Consider the following 17311-nt stretch of genomic DNA (forward strand, 5'->3'; position numbering starts at 1 on the left):
CCGTCGTCCGTCCAAGGCGCGGTCCCTACTTCTTGGCCGCGACCTTGCGCTTGGCCGGCGCCTTGGTGGTCCGTTTGACCGGGCCCCGCTCGCGCTTGTCCGCCAGCAACTCCACCGCTCGTTCACGCGTCAGTTCCTCCATGGACGTGTCCCGGGGAACTGTAATGTTCGTGACGCCGTCGGTAATGTACGGGCCGAATCGGCCTTCCTTCACCACAATTGCCTTGCCGGAGACGGGGTCCTCACCGAATTCAGCAAGCGGCGGCACCGCGGCCCGGGCACCGCGCTGTTTGGGCTGCGAATAAATCGCGAGCGCGTCCTCGAGGGTGATCGTGAAGATCTCCTCTTCGGTGCCGATAGAGCGCGAGTCTGTCCCCTTTTTCAGGTAGGGACCAAACCGGCCGTTCTGCACCGTGATCTCATGGCCCTCGGCATCGGCCCCGAGCACCCGTGGCAGACTCATCAGCTGCAGAGCCTGATCCAAGGTGACCTCTTCAACCGTCATCGATTTGAACAGGGAGCCGGTCTGCGGCTTGGCTTTGACGGGCTTTTTCGGTGGCTTCGGTTTGCCGTTCTTGTAATATTCCACCGGAGCATTCGCCAGTTCCTCAGCCGTCGGCTCGGGGATGATCTCGGTCACGTAGGCACCGTAGCGACCGTTCTTGGCCACCACGGAACGCCCGGTCGCCGGGTCAGTCCCCAGCACGCGTTCCTCCGGCGCGGCGGTGTTCATCAGCTCTACGGCCTTTTCGGCGGTGAGCTCATCCGGAGCAAGATCCTCGGGGACGTTCGCCCGGGCGGACTCGATGATCTCCCCCGTCTTTTCGTCCAGAGTGGGGACGGAGCTTTCCAGATAAGGCCCGAACTTGCCGACCCGCAGGGTGATGCCGTCCGTGATCGGGATGGAATTGATCTCCCGGGCATCGATCTCACCCAGATTGTTCACAATGTTCAGCAAGCCGGCGTCGTGATCGTCGCCGAAGTAGAAGTGCTTGAGCCAGTTGGCGCCCACTTCCTCACCCTTGGCGATGCGGTCCAGGCCGGTTTCCATGCCGGCGGTGAATTTGTAGTCCACATAATCGGTGAAGTGCTGCTCCAGCAGCCGGACCACGGAGAACGCCACCCAGCTGGGCACCAGCGCCGAACCCTGCTTGCGGACATAGCCGCGGTCCATGATGGTGGAGAGCGTGGACGCGTAGGTGGACGGCCGGCCGATGTCGCGCTCTTCCATTTCCTTCGTCAGCGAAGCCTCGGTGAAGCGCGGGGGAGGCGAGGTTTCGTGGCCCAGGGCGGCCACGTCGGCAGCACGCAGGGCGTCGTTTTCCTTGACATTCGGCAGCCGGCGGTCCGCGTCCGAATCCTCCGAACCGCGGACCTCGTCTTTGCCCTCTTCATAGGCGGCCAGGAAGCCCCGGAAGGTGATCACCGTTCCGGAGGCGGAGAACTCCGCGTCCTGGTTCCCGGAAGGCCCGGTAAACGCAGCGCCCAGCCGGATTGTCGCCGTCGAGCCTTTGGCATCCGCCATCTGCGAGGCGACCGTACGCTTCCAGATCAATTCGTACAGTTTGAATTCGTCGCCCTTAAGCGCACTGGCTACCTGAGCGGGCGTGCGGAAGGAGTCTCCAGCGGGCCGGACGGCCTCGTGCGCCTCCTGCGCGTTCGCGCTCTTGTTCGCGTAAACGCGCTTGGCCTGCGGCACAAACTCCGTTCCGTACAGCTCCGCTGCCTGCCGGCGCGCGGCATTGACGGCCTCGTCGCTGAGCGCCGAGGAATCCGTACGCATATACGTGATGTACCCGTTTTCGTACAGCCGCTGCGCCACCTGCATCGTGCTCTTGGACGAGAAACGCAGCTTACGTCCCGCCTCCTGCTGCAGTGTCGACGTCGTAAACGGTGCGGCCGGACGACGAGTGTAGGGCTTATGCTCCATCGACCGGACGGTGAAATCTGCCGTTTCCAGGGCCGACGCTATGGCTTTGGCAGATTCTTCGCGCAGATGTGCCACGTTTTTGCCGGTCAGCTCGCCGGCGTCGTTGAAATCGCGGCCCGAGGCGACGCGCTGGCCGTCCAGGGACGCCAGCTTGGCCCGGAAAGCCTCGTCCGAGGTCAGCGGGGTGAAGGTGCCCGCCAGATCCCAGTAGGAGGCGGACCGGAAAGCCATCCGCTCACGCTCACGCACCACCACCATCCGCGTGACGACGGACTGCACCCGTCCCGCGGAGAGCCCGCGGGAAACTTTACGCCAGAGAACGGGCGAAATTTCATAGCCATAGAGACGGTCCAGGACGCGCCTGGTCTCCTGCGCATCCACCAGATCCGTGTCCAGGTCGCGCAGATTGCCGAGGGCGCGCTGCAGGGATTCCTTGGTGATCTCCGCAAACGTCATCCGATATACAGGGACTTTGGGTTTGAGCACCTCGAGCAGGTGCCAGGCAATGGCCTCGCCTTCGCGGTCACCGTCAGTTGCGAGATAGAGTTCGTCGGCGTCCTTGAGCGCTGCCTTAAGCTCGGCGACCTTCTTCTTTTTGTCCGGCGAGACGACATAGTAGGGCTTAAAGTCGTTATCCAGATCGACGGCGAACTTGCCGATGGAGGTCTTTTTCAGCTCCGCCGGGAGGTCTGAAGGCTGCGGCAGGTCACGGATGTGGCCGATGGATGCCTCGACCACAAAGCCCTCGCCAAGATACTTGCCAATGGTCTTGCTTTTGGCGGGTGACTCGACGATGACTAGCTTCTTGCCGGACTTCGGCTTGGCAGCTGTTGCCTTGGTGGGCACGGTACTCCTACGTGGGACAGGTTAGGTGGGCAGACTCAGCCCCCGAGAGCCTAGTTCACCATATTTTCTCACCCAACGTGCATTCGCCCGTCTAACTGCACGTCCGGGCCCACGGCCATCTGGCCGTCTCCCCTTCCCAACTGAGTCGCATTTGTTGCACTCAAATCGCGTTTTGAGTGCAACAAATGCGACTCAGTTGGGAAGGGCGGTTCGGTTGGGGCGGGGGCTCAACTGGGGGTGATGGGGAGGAGGAAGCCGTCCAGGATCAGCTGACGGATCTCCTCGAGCAGCCCGTGGGTGAAGCTGTCGGATGCGCTGCCGTCCTCCTCCCGGCCCAGCAGCGCCGCCAGCGCCCCAATGATCTGCCCGACCGTTAGTTCGCCATCGCAGACCGAGACAAAACCGGCCAGTTCCGTGCTGAGCAGATTGGTACGGCGCAGCCCGGCACCCTGGCGGAGCAGAATCACCCCGGGATGTTCGGCCCCGGGACGCTGGTGGCGTTCTTCGGTGACGTCCTCGGCCACGGTCAGTCGGGTGTCCTGCAGACGGCCCGGTGCAAGCCCGGCCAGCCAGTCGGCATGCCCGACGGCGGCGCCCAGGTGCGGGCCGACCGGCTGTTCTATCGGGTACAGAATCTCCTCGAAGCGTCGGATCCGGGGTCCGGCGGATTTTTCCAGCAGGAGTTCGACGGCGTTCAGCAGCAGGTTGAATCGGGTGAAGGCGAGCGCCCGCTCTGAAATATCGGTCGCCGCCACCTGGTCCGCATGGTGCAGCAGGTGGAAGGTCTGGATACCACAGCCGGTGCCCACATCCAGCGCACGCGCGACCGGGGTGCGGACGATGCTTTGCGCCAGGGTCAGCGAGGCCTGCCCGATGCCGAGCACGTGATCCCGGCGCAGCACGCCGGGCCGCTGATGGGCGGCAAGGTCACTCGCCACCCACAGCTCCGCCCCGCCGCTGCCGTCGTCGTTCGCCGGCCAGCCATAGGGCCGAAGGTCGACGGCGGCGCGCAGCGCGTCCGGCCCATCGGCGTCCACCAGCCGCAGTGCCAGCAGAGCATCCACGCCGGATTCCGGCAGAGCGGCAGCGAGCGTTCCGCGCGCCACCGGCTCCGCCAGCAGCCAGAGCCTGACGACGGCGGCCAAGCCGCCGTCGTCGTCCCGGGTTTTCAGCAGCGCCGGGACGGGCTGGTCCCGGGTAAACGCCTGGTACGCCTCGACGCCCAACAGTGCCTCGACGCCGTCGACCGTGTAGCCCAGCGCGGTCAGGTCCCGTGCCAGCGCCGCGAGCAACGCCGGATCCTCGCTGACAGGGGCGTCGGGGACGTTAGCAAAATCAGTCACAGTCATCAGTTTATGGGCAGCCCAGCTGCGGACGGCGGACCGGCTCCGCCGCCGGCTGCCTTGGACCGACGGCGCTGGCCCGACTCATTTACCGGGCAGAGGTGCCTCGGCAGCCTACCGCTTAAACCGCGCAGCCCTGCGGACAGAGCAGTGTTTCCGGGCCAGCCGCGCACCCGGCACAGTAGAGCGCCAGGTTGCGGCAGTCGGGGTTGGAACAGTTTTCGAACTTGCTGGTCGGGCCATCGCAGCGCACGCAAACGCCGATGGTCTTGGAATCTTCGCTGAATTCAAGGTGCATCCGCTTGTCGAAGACGTAGAGCGAGCCTTCCCAGAGCCCGGCGTCCTTGAACGTTTCGCCGTACCGCACGATCCCGCCATCGAGCTGATAGACCTCTTTGAAACCGCGGTTGACCATCAGCCAGCTGAGCACCTCGCAACGGATACCGCCGGTGCAGTACGTCACCACCGGCTTGTCCTTGAGCCCGTCGTATTTGCCGGAATCAAGCTCTTTGATGAAGTCATGGGTGGTGGCCACATCCGGCACCACCGCGTTTTTGAACTTGCCGATCTGGGCTTCGAAGGCATTGCGCCCGTCAAAAAAAACGACGTCGTTGCCCTTATCCGCGACCAGTGTGTGCAGCTCCTCGGGTTTGAGGTGCGTTCCTCCGCCGACGACGCCAGCCCCGTCCACCTTCAGCTCTCCTGGCGCGCCGAAACTGACGATTTCATCCCGGACCTTCACGCTCAACCGGGGAAAGTCCTCCGCTGACCCGTCCGACCATTTGACGTCGATGGTTTTGAATCCGGGGTATTCGCGGGTTGTCTTGAGATACTGTTTGACGTTCCGCAGCTCCCCACCGACGGTGGCGTTGATACCATCGCGGGAAATCAGGAGGCGCCCGCGCAGGCCCAGCTTTTCGCACAACGCACGCTGCCAAAGCCGGACCGCGACCGGGTCCGCGACGGGGGTGAAGCAGTAAAAAAGCACAATTCGGTTCAAAGCCACGGTTCAAGCCTACGGGCCGGCGGCAAATTCAGCCGGGCGTCGCCGCGGCGAAACGGCGTATTCTGCGGTTGAAGAAAGCCTCTACGCCGCGGTAGGCGAGGGCCAAAGCGCCGACCAGCACCAACCACAGCAGCACCGCCTGCAGCAGCATGGGCAAAGCCGAAAGCAGCCGCCCCAGGATCGCTATCACCACCGGCGGAAGGAGGAAGAACAACACCATGGCCAGCAACAGGCCCAGGCCGCCGCGTTTGATCCCCGGCACCGAGTTCGCCGTCGGCCACATCCGGGGGAACGGCCCGGAGCGCGCCAGCAGCTTCGCCGTCAGGAGCGCGGCCGCGGCCGCGGAGGCGAACACGACGATCAGCAGCACCATGTTGCCGCGCAGGTACTGTGCACTCAACTGCAGCGCCGCGATGGCGCCGGTGAGGAGCAGCAGATAGGACCCCGGCACGGCAAACGGCTCACGATTCAGGTCGGCCTCTGAGGATTTCATCTCCCTATTGAACCAAACCCTCGCCGGATGCACCGCCACGGGCTGCCCAGCAGCGTCCGTGCCGGACGGCCGGCGGCGTGGGATGCGGGCGGCGTGGGGTTCGGGCGGCGTGGGGTTCGGGCGGCGTGGGGTTCGGGCGGCGTGGATGCGGGCGGCCGGCGGCATGGCGTGCCGGACGGCGGGTGACAGAATACATGGGTGGCATTGGATGATTCACTGATCCCGCTGCTGGGCCGCGGGCCGGCTCCGGAGCAGCTCCAGCATGTGCGGAAAATCCCGGCCCGGACGGCCGTCACGGAGCCGTGGCCCGGCTGGGTGCATCCCGACATCATCGACGCCTACGCCGCTTTGGGCGTGCACGAGCCGTGGCGGCACCAAGTCCAAGGCGCCCAGCTGGCCCACGACGGCGGGCACGTCGTCATTGCCACCGGAACGGCCTCCGGCAAGTCGTTGGCCTACCAGCTGCCGGCACTGGACGCCGTTCACCGCGCGGAGCTCAGGGTGCTGGCGGAACCGGGAAAAATCAATCCGGACGGTGCTGTGGCGCTGTACCTCTCCCCGACCAAGGCGCTCGCGGCAGATCAGTACGCTGCCATCCACTCCCTGCACCTGCCCACCATCCGGGCGGCGACATACGACGGCGACACCGATACCGCCGAGCGTCGCTGGATCCGGGACCATGCCAACTTTGTCCTGTGCAACCCTGACATGCTGCACTTTGGCGTGCTGCCCAACCACATCTGGTGGGCCGGATTCTTCCGGCGGCTGAAATTCGTCATCATCGATGAGGCCCACAGCTACCGCGGCGTCTTCGGTTCCCATGTGGCCAATCTGATGCGCAGGCTGCGCCGTATCTGCGCATACTACGGAGCCGATCCGGTCTTCATTGCGGCCTCGGCCACATCATCCGACCCTGAGGTGTCTTTCGGCCGGCTGATCGGGGCTTCTGTGACCGGATTAACGCAGGACTACTCTCCGCACGGCTCCACCACGGTGGCTTTTTGGGAGCCTGCCCTAATGGAGTTCAAAGGCGAAAACGGCGCCCCAGCGCGGCGCACGGCCATCGCCGAAACCGCCGATCTGATGGCCAATTTGGTCTCGGCCAGGATCCGCACCATCGCCTTCATCAAGTCCCGACGGGGCGCCGAGACCATCGCAGGCATTGCCAAGCGGCTGCTGGACGAGGTGGACCACAGCCTTCCCCAGCGCATCGCGGCCTACCGGTCCGGCTATCTACCGGAAGAACGACGTGCCTTAGAGAAGGCCCTCCGTTCCGGTGAGTTGCTGGGCGTGTCCAGCACGTCCGCGCTGGAACTGGGCATCGATATCTCCGGCCTGGACGCCGTACTGATCGCCGGGTGGCCTGGCACCAGAGCATCCCTATTCCAACAGATCGGCCGCGCTGGCCGCGCCGGGCAGGACGCCGTAGCCGCGTTCGTCGCCAGCGATGATCCCTTGGACACCTATCTCGTTCACCACCCCGAAGCCATTTTCGATGTTCAGGTGGAAGCCACCGTATTTGACCCTTCCAACCCCTATGTCCTGGGTCCGCACCTGTGCGCTGCCGCTGCAGAGCTTCCGCTGGGACCAGGGGACCTGGAGCTGTTCGGGCCGGCAACGCTGAAGCTTTTGGACCAACTGGTCAAGGATGGCTACCTGCGCCGTCGGCCTGCAGGCTGGTTTTGGACCCATCCGCAGAGCGCTGCGGGGATGGTCAATCTCAGGGCCGACGGCGGCGGCCCGATCAGCATTGTCGACGTGGACACCGGCTCGCTGCTGGGCACGATGGATTCGCCCCAGTCCCATTACCAGGCTCACCAGGGCGCCGTCTATGTCCATCAAGGTGAAACTTTTGTGGTCGAGGAACTCAACGAGCAGGACCACTGTGCCGTGGTCAGGCGAGGCAACCCGGACTACTACACCACGGCCCGGGACGTCACCCAGATCGAGGTCCTCCGTTCTCTACGGCACGAACTCTGGGGCCCGGTCGAAATCCATTTCGGCGAGGTACAGGTCACCACGCAGGTCGTCTCCTTTCAGCGCAAAGCGTTTGTCTCCAACGAGGTGCTCGGTGAAGAACCCCTCGATCTGGGCGCCCATGACCTGTTCACCAAGGCGGTCTGGTTCACCTTGGACAACGAGACGATGCTCGCGGGTGGCCTGACGGAACCGCAGTTTCCGGGGGCCCTGCACGCTGCTGAACATGCCGCCATCGGATTGCTCCCGCTCGTTGCATCGAGCGACCGCTGGGACGTGGGCGGAGTATCCACGGCAATCCACGCGGATACCGGTCAGCCGACCATCTTCGTCTACGACGGGCATCCGGGCGGGGCCGGATTTGCCGAGCGTGCCTTTGAAGCCGCACGGATCTGGCTTAGGGCCACTCGTGATGCCATTGCCGCCTGTGAATGCGACGCCGGCTGCCCGTCCTGCGTGCAATCCCCAAAATGTGGCAATAAGAACAATCCTCTGGACAAGGGAGGCGCCGTGCAGCTGATCGACATTCTGCTGGCCGGAGCGGCCGTAGCCGACGGGACACCACCATTCAGCGAGCACCGGCGTGGCGCCACGGCGCAGTAGTCGTATTAGGCGGTGGTCCTGCACGAGAGTGCCCGGTTGCCGCTCCCCACGGACCCGCCAGAATGACCCTCGTCCTGACCTCCACGATCTCCCCGTCAGGACCTCCCACGATGCAGCTGACCATTACGGCGTGATGCTGGACCACGATGTCTTCCGCTACGCCGCATGGTTCACCGGTAATGATGTTCCGGGCCGCATCGGCGCCTGCCAAGGCTCCAAGATCGGCTGCGGTTGCGGCCCGGGCCGCCCCGATGGCGGCCTGAGCCAGGAGAAGTAGCGCTGCCAGCAGCATGAGCAGGACCAACGCTAATCCAACGGTCAGGACGGTGCCCGAACCGCAGTCCGGGGCACCGGGACGCCTGGCCTGGGCCGGAGTCGTCGATCCAGTCACTATTCCCGGACCCGTCACAGGGCAGGACTTGGGTCGCGTCATCGAGCTGGACCTGAGTCGCGTCATCGCGCTGGACATAGTGCCGACACCTGCCGCAGTCATGGTCCTGGTCCAGGCGATGGGTCGCTGCCGCCGTTATGCCAGCTCTTCTGCGGAACCAGCTCTACCGCTACCGCGACCGGCACAGATTCCTGCCTTGCCACCGCATCCGCGGTCAGAGGCCAACTCACCAGACCCGATAGCGGGCCGGAGACCCGAATACTGACTTCCGCTCGGACATAGCCGCCCGCTCTACTGACAGTTACCTCTGCGTCATGTCCAGCGATCTGCCTGGCGGCTGCCACGGCGGTGGCTGCTGGATCTCCCCGTGCCAGGGCACGTGCTGCGGAACGCGCAGATTCTTCCAGTCTCAGCTGTGTCACCCCGATCAGCGCCGCCAGCAACAGCAGTGCCAAGAGAACGGTCAGCGACGGTAGTGCAACTGCCAACTCGGCCGTAACGGACCCGCGCTGCCGACCGCCCCGAACGTGGCATGACACAAAATTCCGCTGACAAGCAGGCCGGCTATAGGGCCCCTCGCCTGTGCTGTTCCAAGCGCACCCGAAACCACTCGCTGGACCCAACGTCACGGCAGACTCAGAGCGGTGCGGATGATGCCGAGCAGGAAGCCTCGCACCTCGGCTGGGCCTTCCTTCCCTGCCTCGTCGGTTCGTATTCCTGTTGGCTTTGCCATCTGATCCTCCTGGATCGTTCCGGGCCGCCCCTGCGGCGGGTTCCATTTAAACGATCCCTTTCCAGTTCCGTCAGCGACAGTGGCCGATGTAAAGAGGTGCATCCCGCTGCCACCGACGAACGTTGTGGAGGGCTTGTCTGCCTGTCGCCGTCAGCGGAATGACGGCACCATGGCCACGATCACGGGGACTACTCCCAGACACAGAAAAGCAGGCAACGAACAAAGCCCCAAGGGGATCACTAACTTCACGCCGAGGGACGCCGCACGGTGTTCGGACTCACGCTGGGCGGACCTGCGCAGCTGGGCCGCCTCAGCGTAAAGCAACGCAGCCGAGGGCGCACCCGTTACGGCGGCGAAGGTCAGCGCCTCGTACAATCCGCCCATTTGCGGATGTCCCCTGACCGGGCGCCAGGACGTCTGCCAAGAAGCCCCGATGCTCAGGCCTGCAATCACTGTTGCCAGGCCCTCCCGTGTCCGTGTCGTTGTCACAGCGGCGAGGAGTTCCAGAGACCGGGACAGCGGGAGTCCGGCATCGAGACAGGTGGCGAGCAGTTCCAGCATGAGCGGAACGTCGGCGATGCCCCCGCCCGGCCCATCAGTGTCCGGATCGCCGATCCGTTTCCGAACTGCACCCAGCTGCCGCCAACGGCTACTCCCGGTGGACGGCAGCAACAATGCATTCGACGCGCCAAGGAGGGCAAATGCCAGCCATAGCCACGCTGTCACGGCGAATCACGTGCCGCTGCTCTGATCAGGGCTCCGGACCAGAAACGGCCAGCAGCCATCAGGGCGACGCCGATGGAGAGCGCGGCCCAGCCAACCGGACCACCGAAAAGAACCGCCAGCGGGTCAACCCCCATAAGCATTCCCAAGAGGAGACCCAGCAGGGGCAGCCAGCTCAGCAGCCGGACGGTTGCCTTTGGCCCGGCAAGCGATGTTTCCCGGCTGGCGGCGGCGTCCATTTCCGACTCCAGGCGCACAGCGTACCGTTGCAGCACGGCGGCCAGCGGCGACCCGCTGATCTCAGCGACATCCAGGCAGGCAGCCAGCTCCTGCCAGTGCTTGCACTGCGGGTATTGACTAGCGGAGACACTGACAGCTGCGCAGCCGGACCGGATCGCCGAACTGGCGCTGAGCCCTAAAACGGTGGCCTGGTACGCCGCCTGGAGGAGCTGCGCGTTCAGCCCTTGGCCGCCGCTTGCCAACAGCAGCTGTGCTCCGGATGCAGTGGCTCTTCTGCCAGCCGCAACCGGCGCCGCAACCCTGGTTGCCAGCAGATCCGCCCACAAATTTTGACCCGAGCGGCCAGCCGCGAGCAGAGCGGACAGTTCCCGGACCAGCCTCGCCATTTCGGCAGTATCCGCCGGATGCGGCCGCCCTCCGAACAGCTGACGCACGCGGGACGAACGCGGCCGGCCGCGCTCATCTTGGATCCCGTCGCGGGTTGCCACGCCAAGACCAGGCGACGGGTCCGCGTATACCCCGGAAGTGCGGCCACTCCTCCCCTGTTCTCGCACTGCGGTCATCCACCGGATGCCGGAGAACGAAAGAACCACGCAGCCGAGCGCCGGAAAAACGAACATCAGGATCAGGTTCACCCTCGCCTCCTTCTCCGGGCGGTACCCCGATCTCCAGCGGTCTGCACTTCACGGCCACGGCAGGCGGAGTCCCGATCGGGGGAATCCCGATCGGGGGAATCCCGATCGGGGGAATCCCCGTCGGGGGAATCCCGGTCGGCGGAATCCCGATCGTGGGCGGCCTGCTCCTGCTGGACCCGATCGGCGAAGACCTGATCGGCGTCACCGCGATCGTCGGAGGGGGCCGGCAGGCCGGGGTCCGGGCCACCCAAGAGCTCCCGAAGCTGCTCCCAACCAGCCCCGTAAACCAGCCTGCGGGTGCGGCGGCCGGCGGCCGGCCCCGGAGGCTCCGCCGGCGACGCGGACCGCCGGCCGGTGGCCACACCGGCGGACGATCCATCCTTGATGCTCACCGCCGGTGCGACCTCGAGCCTGCCCGCTTTCAATGTCGCCACCCCGATTTCCGCCACCCTGCGCCCGGAGGGATGCCGTTCGAGATGCACCACTACGTCCAGCGCGCTGGCAGCCTGGATTGCCACGGCCTCGGTGCTCAGCCCGGCGAGCGCGCCCAGAGCTGCCAGCCTCGCGGGGACATCCGACGCACTGTTCGCATGGATCGTGCCCCCACCGCCCCGATGGCCGGTGTTCAGGGCTGAGAGCAACTCCCGCACCTCCGCGCCCCGGCACTCCCCCACAATCAGCCGGCTTGGGCTCATCCGCAGGGCCTGCCGTACCAGCTCGGTAAGCTCCACCGCGCCTCCGCCCTCGGCGTTGGCGTGCCGCGCCTCCAGCGTCAGCACGTGGGGATGATCCGGTTCGAGTTCCGCGGCGTCCTCGATCAGCACAAGCCGCTCGCGAAGCTGACACATTCCAAGCAGGGTCGAGAGCAGGGTGGTTTTGCCCGTTCCGGTGGCGCCGCTGATCAGGAAACTGAGCCGCCTGCCGATGACGGCACGCAGCAATGCAGCGATGCCTGGCTCGGCAAACCCGGAGAGCACCAGCTCGTCCATGGTAAAGACCTCTGCCCGTCTGATCCGGACCGACAGGATCACCCCCTGCGCCGAGATCGGCGGCAGAACCGCGTGAATCCGGAAGCCGCCGTCGAGCCTTACATCAACACAAGGTGAGCCGTCGTCCAACCGTCGTCCGCCGGAAGCAATCAGCCGCACAGCCAGCGCCCTGAGCTGCTCTTCGCCCGTAAAGGAAATATCCACGACTTCCGCCCCTTGTCCGCGGTCCACCCACACCGACCGCGGGCCATTGACGAAGATGTCGGTGATTTCCGGGTCCTTCAGCAATGGTTGGAGTGGTCCCAGTCCGCTGAGCTCGGCATTGATGCTCTCCACCGCGGCCAGCGATCCGGCCGTCCCTAAAAGCCTGCCGCTATCCCGCACCGCTGCCGCGACACGAAGCGACGTGACAGGCCCGGCCTCCGAGAGCACCGCGCGGCGCACGGTGTCCAGGAGCGTTTCATCCACGGCGCGCAAGCGCGGGAGCTGGGAATGACGTCTCATCCCGGCACACTTCGCAGGCTTACCAGAACGCGGTCGGCAAGCCGCCTGACCTTTCGGGACTTGGCCAGATCGGCCAGCTGTCCACGTTCGGTCGCTGCCGCGGCGGCGCGCAGAACCGGCATGATCCCGAGGACTGCGCAACCCACGGAGTCCGCGATCAGTTGCACATCCAGCCCTTCACGCAGCGGCGCGCGGACCACCAGCGCCGTCGGCAGCGAGGGAAGGTCGTTCAGCAGCCTGGCACTCGCTGCTGACGGCCGCAATTGGGCTGGAACCACCGTTAGCAGCTGATCACAATGCTTCCCGAGCGACGACAGTGCATTCCGGTTGCGGCCAAGATCCACCACTGCGAGCTCATAGCCGCGCCGGGCGGCCCGCAGGACTTGGGCGCCGGTTGCTCCGGGGCCAAAATCAGTCCCGCTGGACGCCCCGTACCCGCCCCATGAAAGCAATGAGAATCCGGCGACGACAGGCAGCGAGGCTGCCAACTGGTCGGGGTTGATGGTGCCGGACGCTGCCAGTAGATCCGGCCACCGCAGGCCGGCAGGCTCCTCGGCGGTCACGGCGATGTCCAGACCCCCTCCCCATTCGTCACCGTCAACCAGCAACGTCCGAACACCAGCCGTCGCCGCGCAGGCGGCCAGCAGGACGGCCAATGTGGACGCACCCGCCCCACCACAGCCGCCAACAACGCCGAGAATGAAACCTTCCGCGGCCGGATCGCGCAGCTGGCTGAGGAATTCCGCCAGCCATTCGGACGCCTCGGGCAGGACGGCGACCCGATCCGCGCTGGAAAGCGATGCCTGCCGCCACAGCTGCTCCCTTTCGGCGGAGAATCCAACCAGCAGGGTCGGGCCACGCCGGCGCCGGAAGTCCGATGCCACATCGATCCCGACCATTACGGCGGCAGCGGCGTCCCACTCTCCGCGCGCCTCCTCAACCGTAGGAAAGACCATCAGTCCAACAGAGGCAGCAGCGGCAACCCGCCCAATCTCATCGTGCAGCGGACCGGATTCCGTCACCAGCAAGACCCGGCTGCCGTTCGGCGGCAGCCACGCGGCCCGGTTACCGGTGTGGTCGGTAGCAGCCGCTTGGGGGTCCGAAGCTGCGCCGGTCCCCTTCGGCAGACGCACCGCTCTGCGCGTCCTGGCTATCGATTGTTCCGGCATCGTCTCAGTCTTCGCCCCGATGAGCGGGAATCTTGGTGCAGCTTCGAATATGTGGACCCGAGGCGGTGCAGGAGTGCTCGTGGAGGAGTGGTGAGGGCGGGGTACGGCCACCACGGCGGCGCCACCGCGAGCTGTCACTGACAGTCACTTCCAAGGCCGCGAATGACATATATTGGCCGTGCACACGCCGCCCGCCCGGGCGCGCATCCCGCAGGGGTGGAAATCGCAGGCACAAAGGGCACCAGGGGCACAGGGGAGAATGTATCCACGTACCTCCTTATCGGCAGGCGTGCGCGCGTGCCGCGGACCCCGCAGATCGACGACCGATGGGATGCCTGCAACAAGGCCCTCCACCGCGAGTGCACACCGTGGATCCCATTCCGCGAGCTCAGTGAGCAGGCGCTCGCAACCACCTATCGGGAACTCCGGATCGACGCAGACCCCGAAGACACCGTCGCCGACTCGGCAGGCTTACTGGCCAGTATGGCGACGTGGCCGTTGTGGCCGGATGTGTCCGCCGATTCCCTCCTCGGACTGCCCCCCGAGCGCCTCGGTCTTCTCACGAACATCGACACTGCAGTGCTGGAGATGACGGCCGTGATGCTGCTGAGCATCTTCGACCCGCCCTGCGTCATGACCTCCGAAACCGTGCAGGCCTACAAGCAATCCGCCGATTTTTACCACCGCGCTGGCGCTTCGATCGGACACCTTGCCGCATGGCCTCATCGGCGCGGGACGTTCGAGGCACACTTCAATCCGGGCTCCCCTGCGTTCGGCTGGCTCGTCCCGGCCACGCACGTCGACAACTTGGGCCGCGGCCACCCTTTGCTGCCGGCTCAATCGGCGAGCTCGGCCCCACCATCGAATCGGCCGTCGCAACGCTGTGATCTCCGGGATCGGGTCAACCGGGCACACCAGCACGATTTTTCCGTGCAGGTGGCCTGATTCGCTGTGCCAATCAGCGTCGGCGGCCTATTTCCATCGGGTAGACATCCCCGATCTTGATGTCGAAACGGCCGGTCCTCCGCATGGCAGGATCCAAGCGCTTCGCACCACGACGCGCCCTTCCCACAACCTCTGGGGATCAGATTCTGAGCTGTCGCCATCGAGTGCGGCACGAGAGCTCCCCTTGACAGCAAGAAATCCGGATCCAGAATATAGGTATGGGCCCCACCGTGGGTTCGAGGATTCCGATGTCACCTGGAGACCAAACATGGACAACTTCGAGGATGATGACGGGGGGCTGTCGACGTGCGTCGCAGCCAGCTCGTCGAAAATCGGGTTGATCGTCCCCAGTTCCAATACGACCATGGAGACGGAACTACCGGAACTGTTCCGGCGACAGTCTGCTGCTACGGGTCATCGCTATACATTTCATTCGGCTCGAGCAAAGCTGCGCAACGTCACGGTTGAGGAACTGGCCGCGATGGTCGACAAGGCGGCCGAGTGCGCCGACGCGGTCTCGGATGCCGACGTGGATGTGATTGCCTACGCGTGTCTGGTGGCAGTGATGGCCCAGGGCCCTTGGGCACACAAGCGCTCGGAAACCCTTATGACCCATGCGGCAGCCGATAACGGGCATCCGGCCCCGGTGACGAGCAGCGCAGGGGCTCTGGTCCGCACGCTACAGGAGTTGGGCGCACACCGGGTTGCGATGGTCGCACCGTATATGCCGGACCTCACAAGGCTCGTCAGTGACTACATCGAAGGCGCGGGAATCGCCGTCCAGGACGTGATCGGGCTGGCGGTCGCAGACAACCTGAAAGTCGGCCGCTTGGACACCCGGAAGCTGCCGGAAATCGCCCGGAGACTTGACCGCGACGGTGTCGACGCGATTGTCCTTTCGGCCTGCGTGCAGATGCCGTCCTTGGACGCAGTCCAGCAAGTCGAAGACGAACTCGGTCTCCCGGTCGTCACCGCCGCGACAGCCACCGCGTACGAGATTCTCCGGGCGCTTGGCCACGAGCCCGCCATGGCCGGTGCAGGTCGGTTGCTTGCCGACCGCTCCACCGTCGATGCGTCGGCGTCACTCGCATGACGGCATCTGCAGACCCGGCAGCGGACGGACCGCGGGGCGCCCTACAGGATCTGTTGGTGTTGGACCTGACTCGGATACTTTCCGGCCCATTTGCCACGATGACCCTGGCCGATCTCGGTGCCGACGTGATCAAGATCGAACAACCCAGCACCGGTGACGACACGAGGGCGTGGGGCCCACCGTTCCAGGGAGAAGAAGCAGCGTACTTCCTCTCCGTCAACCGCAACAAACGCAGCATGGCCGTGGATCTGAAGTCTGCCGAGGGGCGTGAGGCAGTGTGGAAGCTGGCCGCGAGGGCAGACGTGCTGGTCGAGAATTTTCGACCGGGCACGGCGGCGGGTCTCGGCTTCGGATTCGATGAACTTTCGAAGGCGAATCCCGGATTGGTCTATGCGTCGATCAGCGGCTACGGGCAGACCGGTCCTGAAGCCAGGCGGGCAGGCTACGACGCGATCGCTCAGGCGCGAAGCGGCATCATGAGCGTCACCGGGGAGGCGGACGGTCCCCCGGTGAGGGTCGGCGTCAGCAGTGCAGACCTGGTCGCCGGGATGTGGGCCACGATCGGGATACTGGCCGCCCTGCATGAGAAGCAGCGGACGGGCCTAGGTCAGGGGGTGGACATCAGCCTGCTGGATGGCTCTGTCGCGTGGTTGACCTATGTGGCGAGCGGGTATTTCGCCTCCGGGAATACGCCCCGGCGCTACGGCTCAGCACACCCCACCATCGCACCATATCAGGCGTTCGCGTCTTCGGACGCGTATGTAATGGTGGCGGTGGGCAATGACGGACTGTGGAAACGCTTCACGTCCGCCATCGAACGCGAAGATCTCCTCCGCGACGAACGGTTTGCCACAAATTCGGCACGGGTCGAGAACCGAAACGTTCTGATCCCGGTGATCGAGGACATCATGCTGACGCACACCACAGAAGAATGGGTGCACACTTTGAACACTGCCGGGGTGCCGGTGGGCCCCATCCAGACCGTTGGCCAGGCAGTGCAGGATCCGCAGGTCGTTGCGCGGGGAATGGTGGTCGAAATGCAACACCCGACGGCGGGGAGGGTGAACACGGTTGGCTGCCCGATTCGGCTCACTCGGACCCCGGCGAGCGTCCGGATGCCGCCGCCCCTGTTGGGCCAGCAGACCGACGAGATCCTGGCCGGCCTCGGTTACGATGCCGTTGATATTGCAGGCCTCCACGCGAGCGGTGCAGTCGAGTGACGACCATCACCATCGGAGACGGTGAGATACTCAACGCACTGGGCAAAGCTCATGGGCGGGCGCTGGGAGAGGCGGCCATGTCGCTGAAGGCCACGATATCGACCACAGCGGCGGTCATCCGCGGGCCGGGGAGGTGCTTTTGTTCCGGCTCGGATTCGAGGGAGTTCGTGCATGCATCCGCTGACGACGTCCGAACCGCTTTCGTCGCGATAGCCGCAGCACTGCTGGCCGTCGGAGACATTCCTGTGCCGACAGTCGCCGCAATCGAAGGAGTGGCGGCAGTGGCAGTATGCCAGCTCGCACTCGCCTGCGACCTGCAGTTGATGGGGAGTTCGGCCCGCATTGGCATGCCTACCTCCCAGCTCGAATTCTCGTGTCGGCGATCCTCGCCAACCGGACGGATCGGTCCGTCCGGGACGGGCACCTAGGCTGGGAAGTAACTTTCGTTCTGTGAGGTAAACCATTGAAGGG

14 protein-coding genes and 1 pseudogene are annotated in these 17311 nt (G+C 65.1%); 5 read left to right on the forward strand and 10 right to left on the reverse strand.

Features of this window, described 5'->3' with window-relative positions; translation table 11 throughout:
* Positions 1-25 precede the first annotated feature (25 nt).
* The 4 genes from topA to ACLLJI_RS18755 form a co-directional block, all read right to left on the reverse strand.
* Complete coding sequence (gene topA, locus ACLLJI_RS18740; protein WP_434615503.1) at positions 26-2776, reverse strand: type I DNA topoisomerase; 2751 nt, start codon at positions 2774-2776, stop codon at positions 26-28.
* Positions 2777-3003: 227 nt separating this feature from the next.
* Complete coding sequence (locus tag ACLLJI_RS18745) at positions 3004-4125, reverse strand: DUF7059 domain-containing protein (RefSeq protein ID WP_434615506.1); 1122 nt, start codon at positions 4123-4125, stop codon at positions 3004-3006.
* A 115-nt stretch (positions 4126-4240) separates the two neighbouring features.
* Positions 4241-5125, reverse strand: a complete 885-nt coding sequence (locus tag ACLLJI_RS18750) for a rhodanese-related sulfurtransferase (RefSeq protein ID WP_434615509.1) — start codon at positions 5123-5125, stop codon at positions 4241-4243.
* A 28-nt stretch (positions 5126-5153) separates the two neighbouring features.
* Positions 5154-5618 carry a hypothetical protein gene (locus ACLLJI_RS18755; RefSeq protein ID WP_434615512.1) on the reverse strand — a complete coding sequence of 155 codons (465 nt, stop codon included), beginning with the start codon at positions 5616-5618 and terminating at the stop codon, positions 5154-5156.
* A gap of 198 nt (positions 5619-5816) precedes the next feature.
* Between ACLLJI_RS18755 and ACLLJI_RS18760 the strand changes: the two genes are divergently transcribed.
* A complete protein-coding gene (locus ACLLJI_RS18760) occupies positions 5817-8198 on the forward strand; it encodes a DEAD/DEAH box helicase (RefSeq protein ID WP_434615514.1) in 2382 nt (793 codons plus the stop codon).
* On the opposite strand, the gene ACLLJI_RS18765 is transcribed toward ACLLJI_RS18760, so the two are convergent.
* The 6 genes and pseudogenes from ACLLJI_RS18765 to ssd form a co-directional block, all read right to left on the reverse strand.
* Positions 8164-8691 carry an Rv3654c family TadE-like protein gene (locus tag ACLLJI_RS18765; RefSeq protein WP_434615517.1) on the reverse strand — a complete coding sequence of 176 codons (528 nt, stop codon included), beginning with the start codon at positions 8689-8691 and terminating at the stop codon, positions 8164-8166. The two genes, ACLLJI_RS18760 and ACLLJI_RS18765, sit on opposite strands and share 35 nt — an antisense overlap.
* Positions 8688-9218: a TadE family type IV pilus minor pilin gene (locus ACLLJI_RS18770; protein ID WP_434615520.1), complete on the reverse strand. Its 531-nt coding sequence runs from the start codon at positions 9216-9218 to the stop codon at positions 8688-8690. Before ACLLJI_RS18770 ends, ACLLJI_RS18765 begins: the two co-directional genes overlap by 4 nt.
* A 254-nt stretch (positions 9219-9472) precedes the next feature.
* Complete coding sequence (locus tag ACLLJI_RS18775; protein ID WP_434615523.1) at positions 9473-10048, reverse strand: type II secretion system F family protein; 576 nt, start codon at positions 10046-10048, stop codon at positions 9473-9475.
* Positions 10045-10920 carry a hypothetical protein gene (locus tag ACLLJI_RS18780; protein WP_434615526.1) on the reverse strand — a complete coding sequence of 292 codons (876 nt, stop codon included), beginning with the start codon at positions 10918-10920 and terminating at the stop codon, positions 10045-10047. Before ACLLJI_RS18780 ends, ACLLJI_RS18775 begins: the two co-directional genes overlap by 4 nt.
* A 386-nt stretch (positions 10921-11306) precedes the next feature.
* Positions 11307-12413, reverse strand: a pseudogene (locus ACLLJI_RS18785) (TadA family conjugal transfer-associated ATPase); the annotation flags it as partial.
* Entirely contained in the window at positions 12410-13546 is a 1137-nt protein-coding gene (gene ssd, locus ACLLJI_RS18790) for a septum site-determining protein Ssd (protein ID WP_434615529.1), read from the reverse strand. The pseudogene ACLLJI_RS18785 and the gene ssd, both read right to left, overlap by 4 nt.
* A gap of 198 nt (positions 13547-13744) precedes the next feature.
* On the opposite strand from ssd, the gene ACLLJI_RS18795 reads away from it, so the two are divergent.
* From ACLLJI_RS18795 to ACLLJI_RS18810, 4 genes are all read left to right on the forward strand, one after another.
* Positions 13745-14527: a hypothetical protein gene (locus tag ACLLJI_RS18795; RefSeq protein WP_434615532.1), complete on the forward strand. Its 783-nt coding sequence runs from the start codon at positions 13745-13747 to the stop codon at positions 14525-14527.
* Positions 14528-14795: 268 nt separating this feature from the next.
* Positions 14796-15620: a maleate cis-trans isomerase family protein gene (locus ACLLJI_RS18800; protein WP_434615535.1), complete on the forward strand. Its 825-nt coding sequence runs from the start codon at positions 14796-14798 to the stop codon at positions 15618-15620.
* Positions 15617-16840: a CaiB/BaiF CoA transferase family protein gene (locus ACLLJI_RS18805; RefSeq protein WP_434615538.1), complete on the forward strand. Its 1224-nt coding sequence runs from the start codon at positions 15617-15619 to the stop codon at positions 16838-16840. Before ACLLJI_RS18800 ends, ACLLJI_RS18805 begins: the two co-directional genes overlap by 4 nt.
* Positions 16837-17268, forward strand: a complete 432-nt coding sequence (locus ACLLJI_RS18810; protein WP_434615541.1) for an enoyl-CoA hydratase/isomerase family protein — start codon at positions 16837-16839, stop codon at positions 17266-17268. The genes ACLLJI_RS18805 and ACLLJI_RS18810 overlap by 4 nt, the downstream gene beginning before the upstream one ends.
* Positions 17269-17311: the final 43 nt, after the last annotated feature.

The sequence above is a fragment of the Arthrobacter sp. A5 genome (assembly GCF_051131705.1).
In the GTDB taxonomy this organism is placed as follows: Bacteria; Actinomycetota; Actinomycetes; order Actinomycetales; family Micrococcaceae; genus Arthrobacter_M.

What these genes read in the sequence shown, in the direction of transcription:
- ACLLJI_RS18745 (WP_434615506.1), bottom strand. Translation starts at nt 4,125, where the DNA reads ATGACTGTGACTGATTTTGCTAACGTCCCCGACGCCCCTGTCAGCGAG.
- ACLLJI_RS18755 (WP_434615512.1), bottom strand. Translation starts at nt 5,618, where the DNA reads ATGAAATCCTCAGAGGCCGACCTGAATCGTGAGCCGTTTGCCGTGCCG.
- ACLLJI_RS18805 (WP_434615538.1), top strand. Translation starts at nt 15,617, where the DNA reads ATGACGGCATCTGCAGACCCGGCAGCGGACGGACCGCGGGGCGCCCTA.
- ACLLJI_RS18765 (WP_434615517.1), bottom strand. Translation starts at nt 8,691, where the DNA reads ATGACTGCGGCAGGTGTCGGCACTATGTCCAGCGCGATGACGCGACTC.
- ACLLJI_RS18800 (WP_434615535.1), top strand. Translation starts at nt 14,796, where the DNA reads ATGGACAACTTCGAGGATGATGACGGGGGGCTGTCGACGTGCGTCGCA.
- ACLLJI_RS18795 (WP_434615532.1), top strand. Translation starts at nt 13,745, where the DNA reads ATGACATATATTGGCCGTGCACACGCCGCCCGCCCGGGCGCGCATCCC.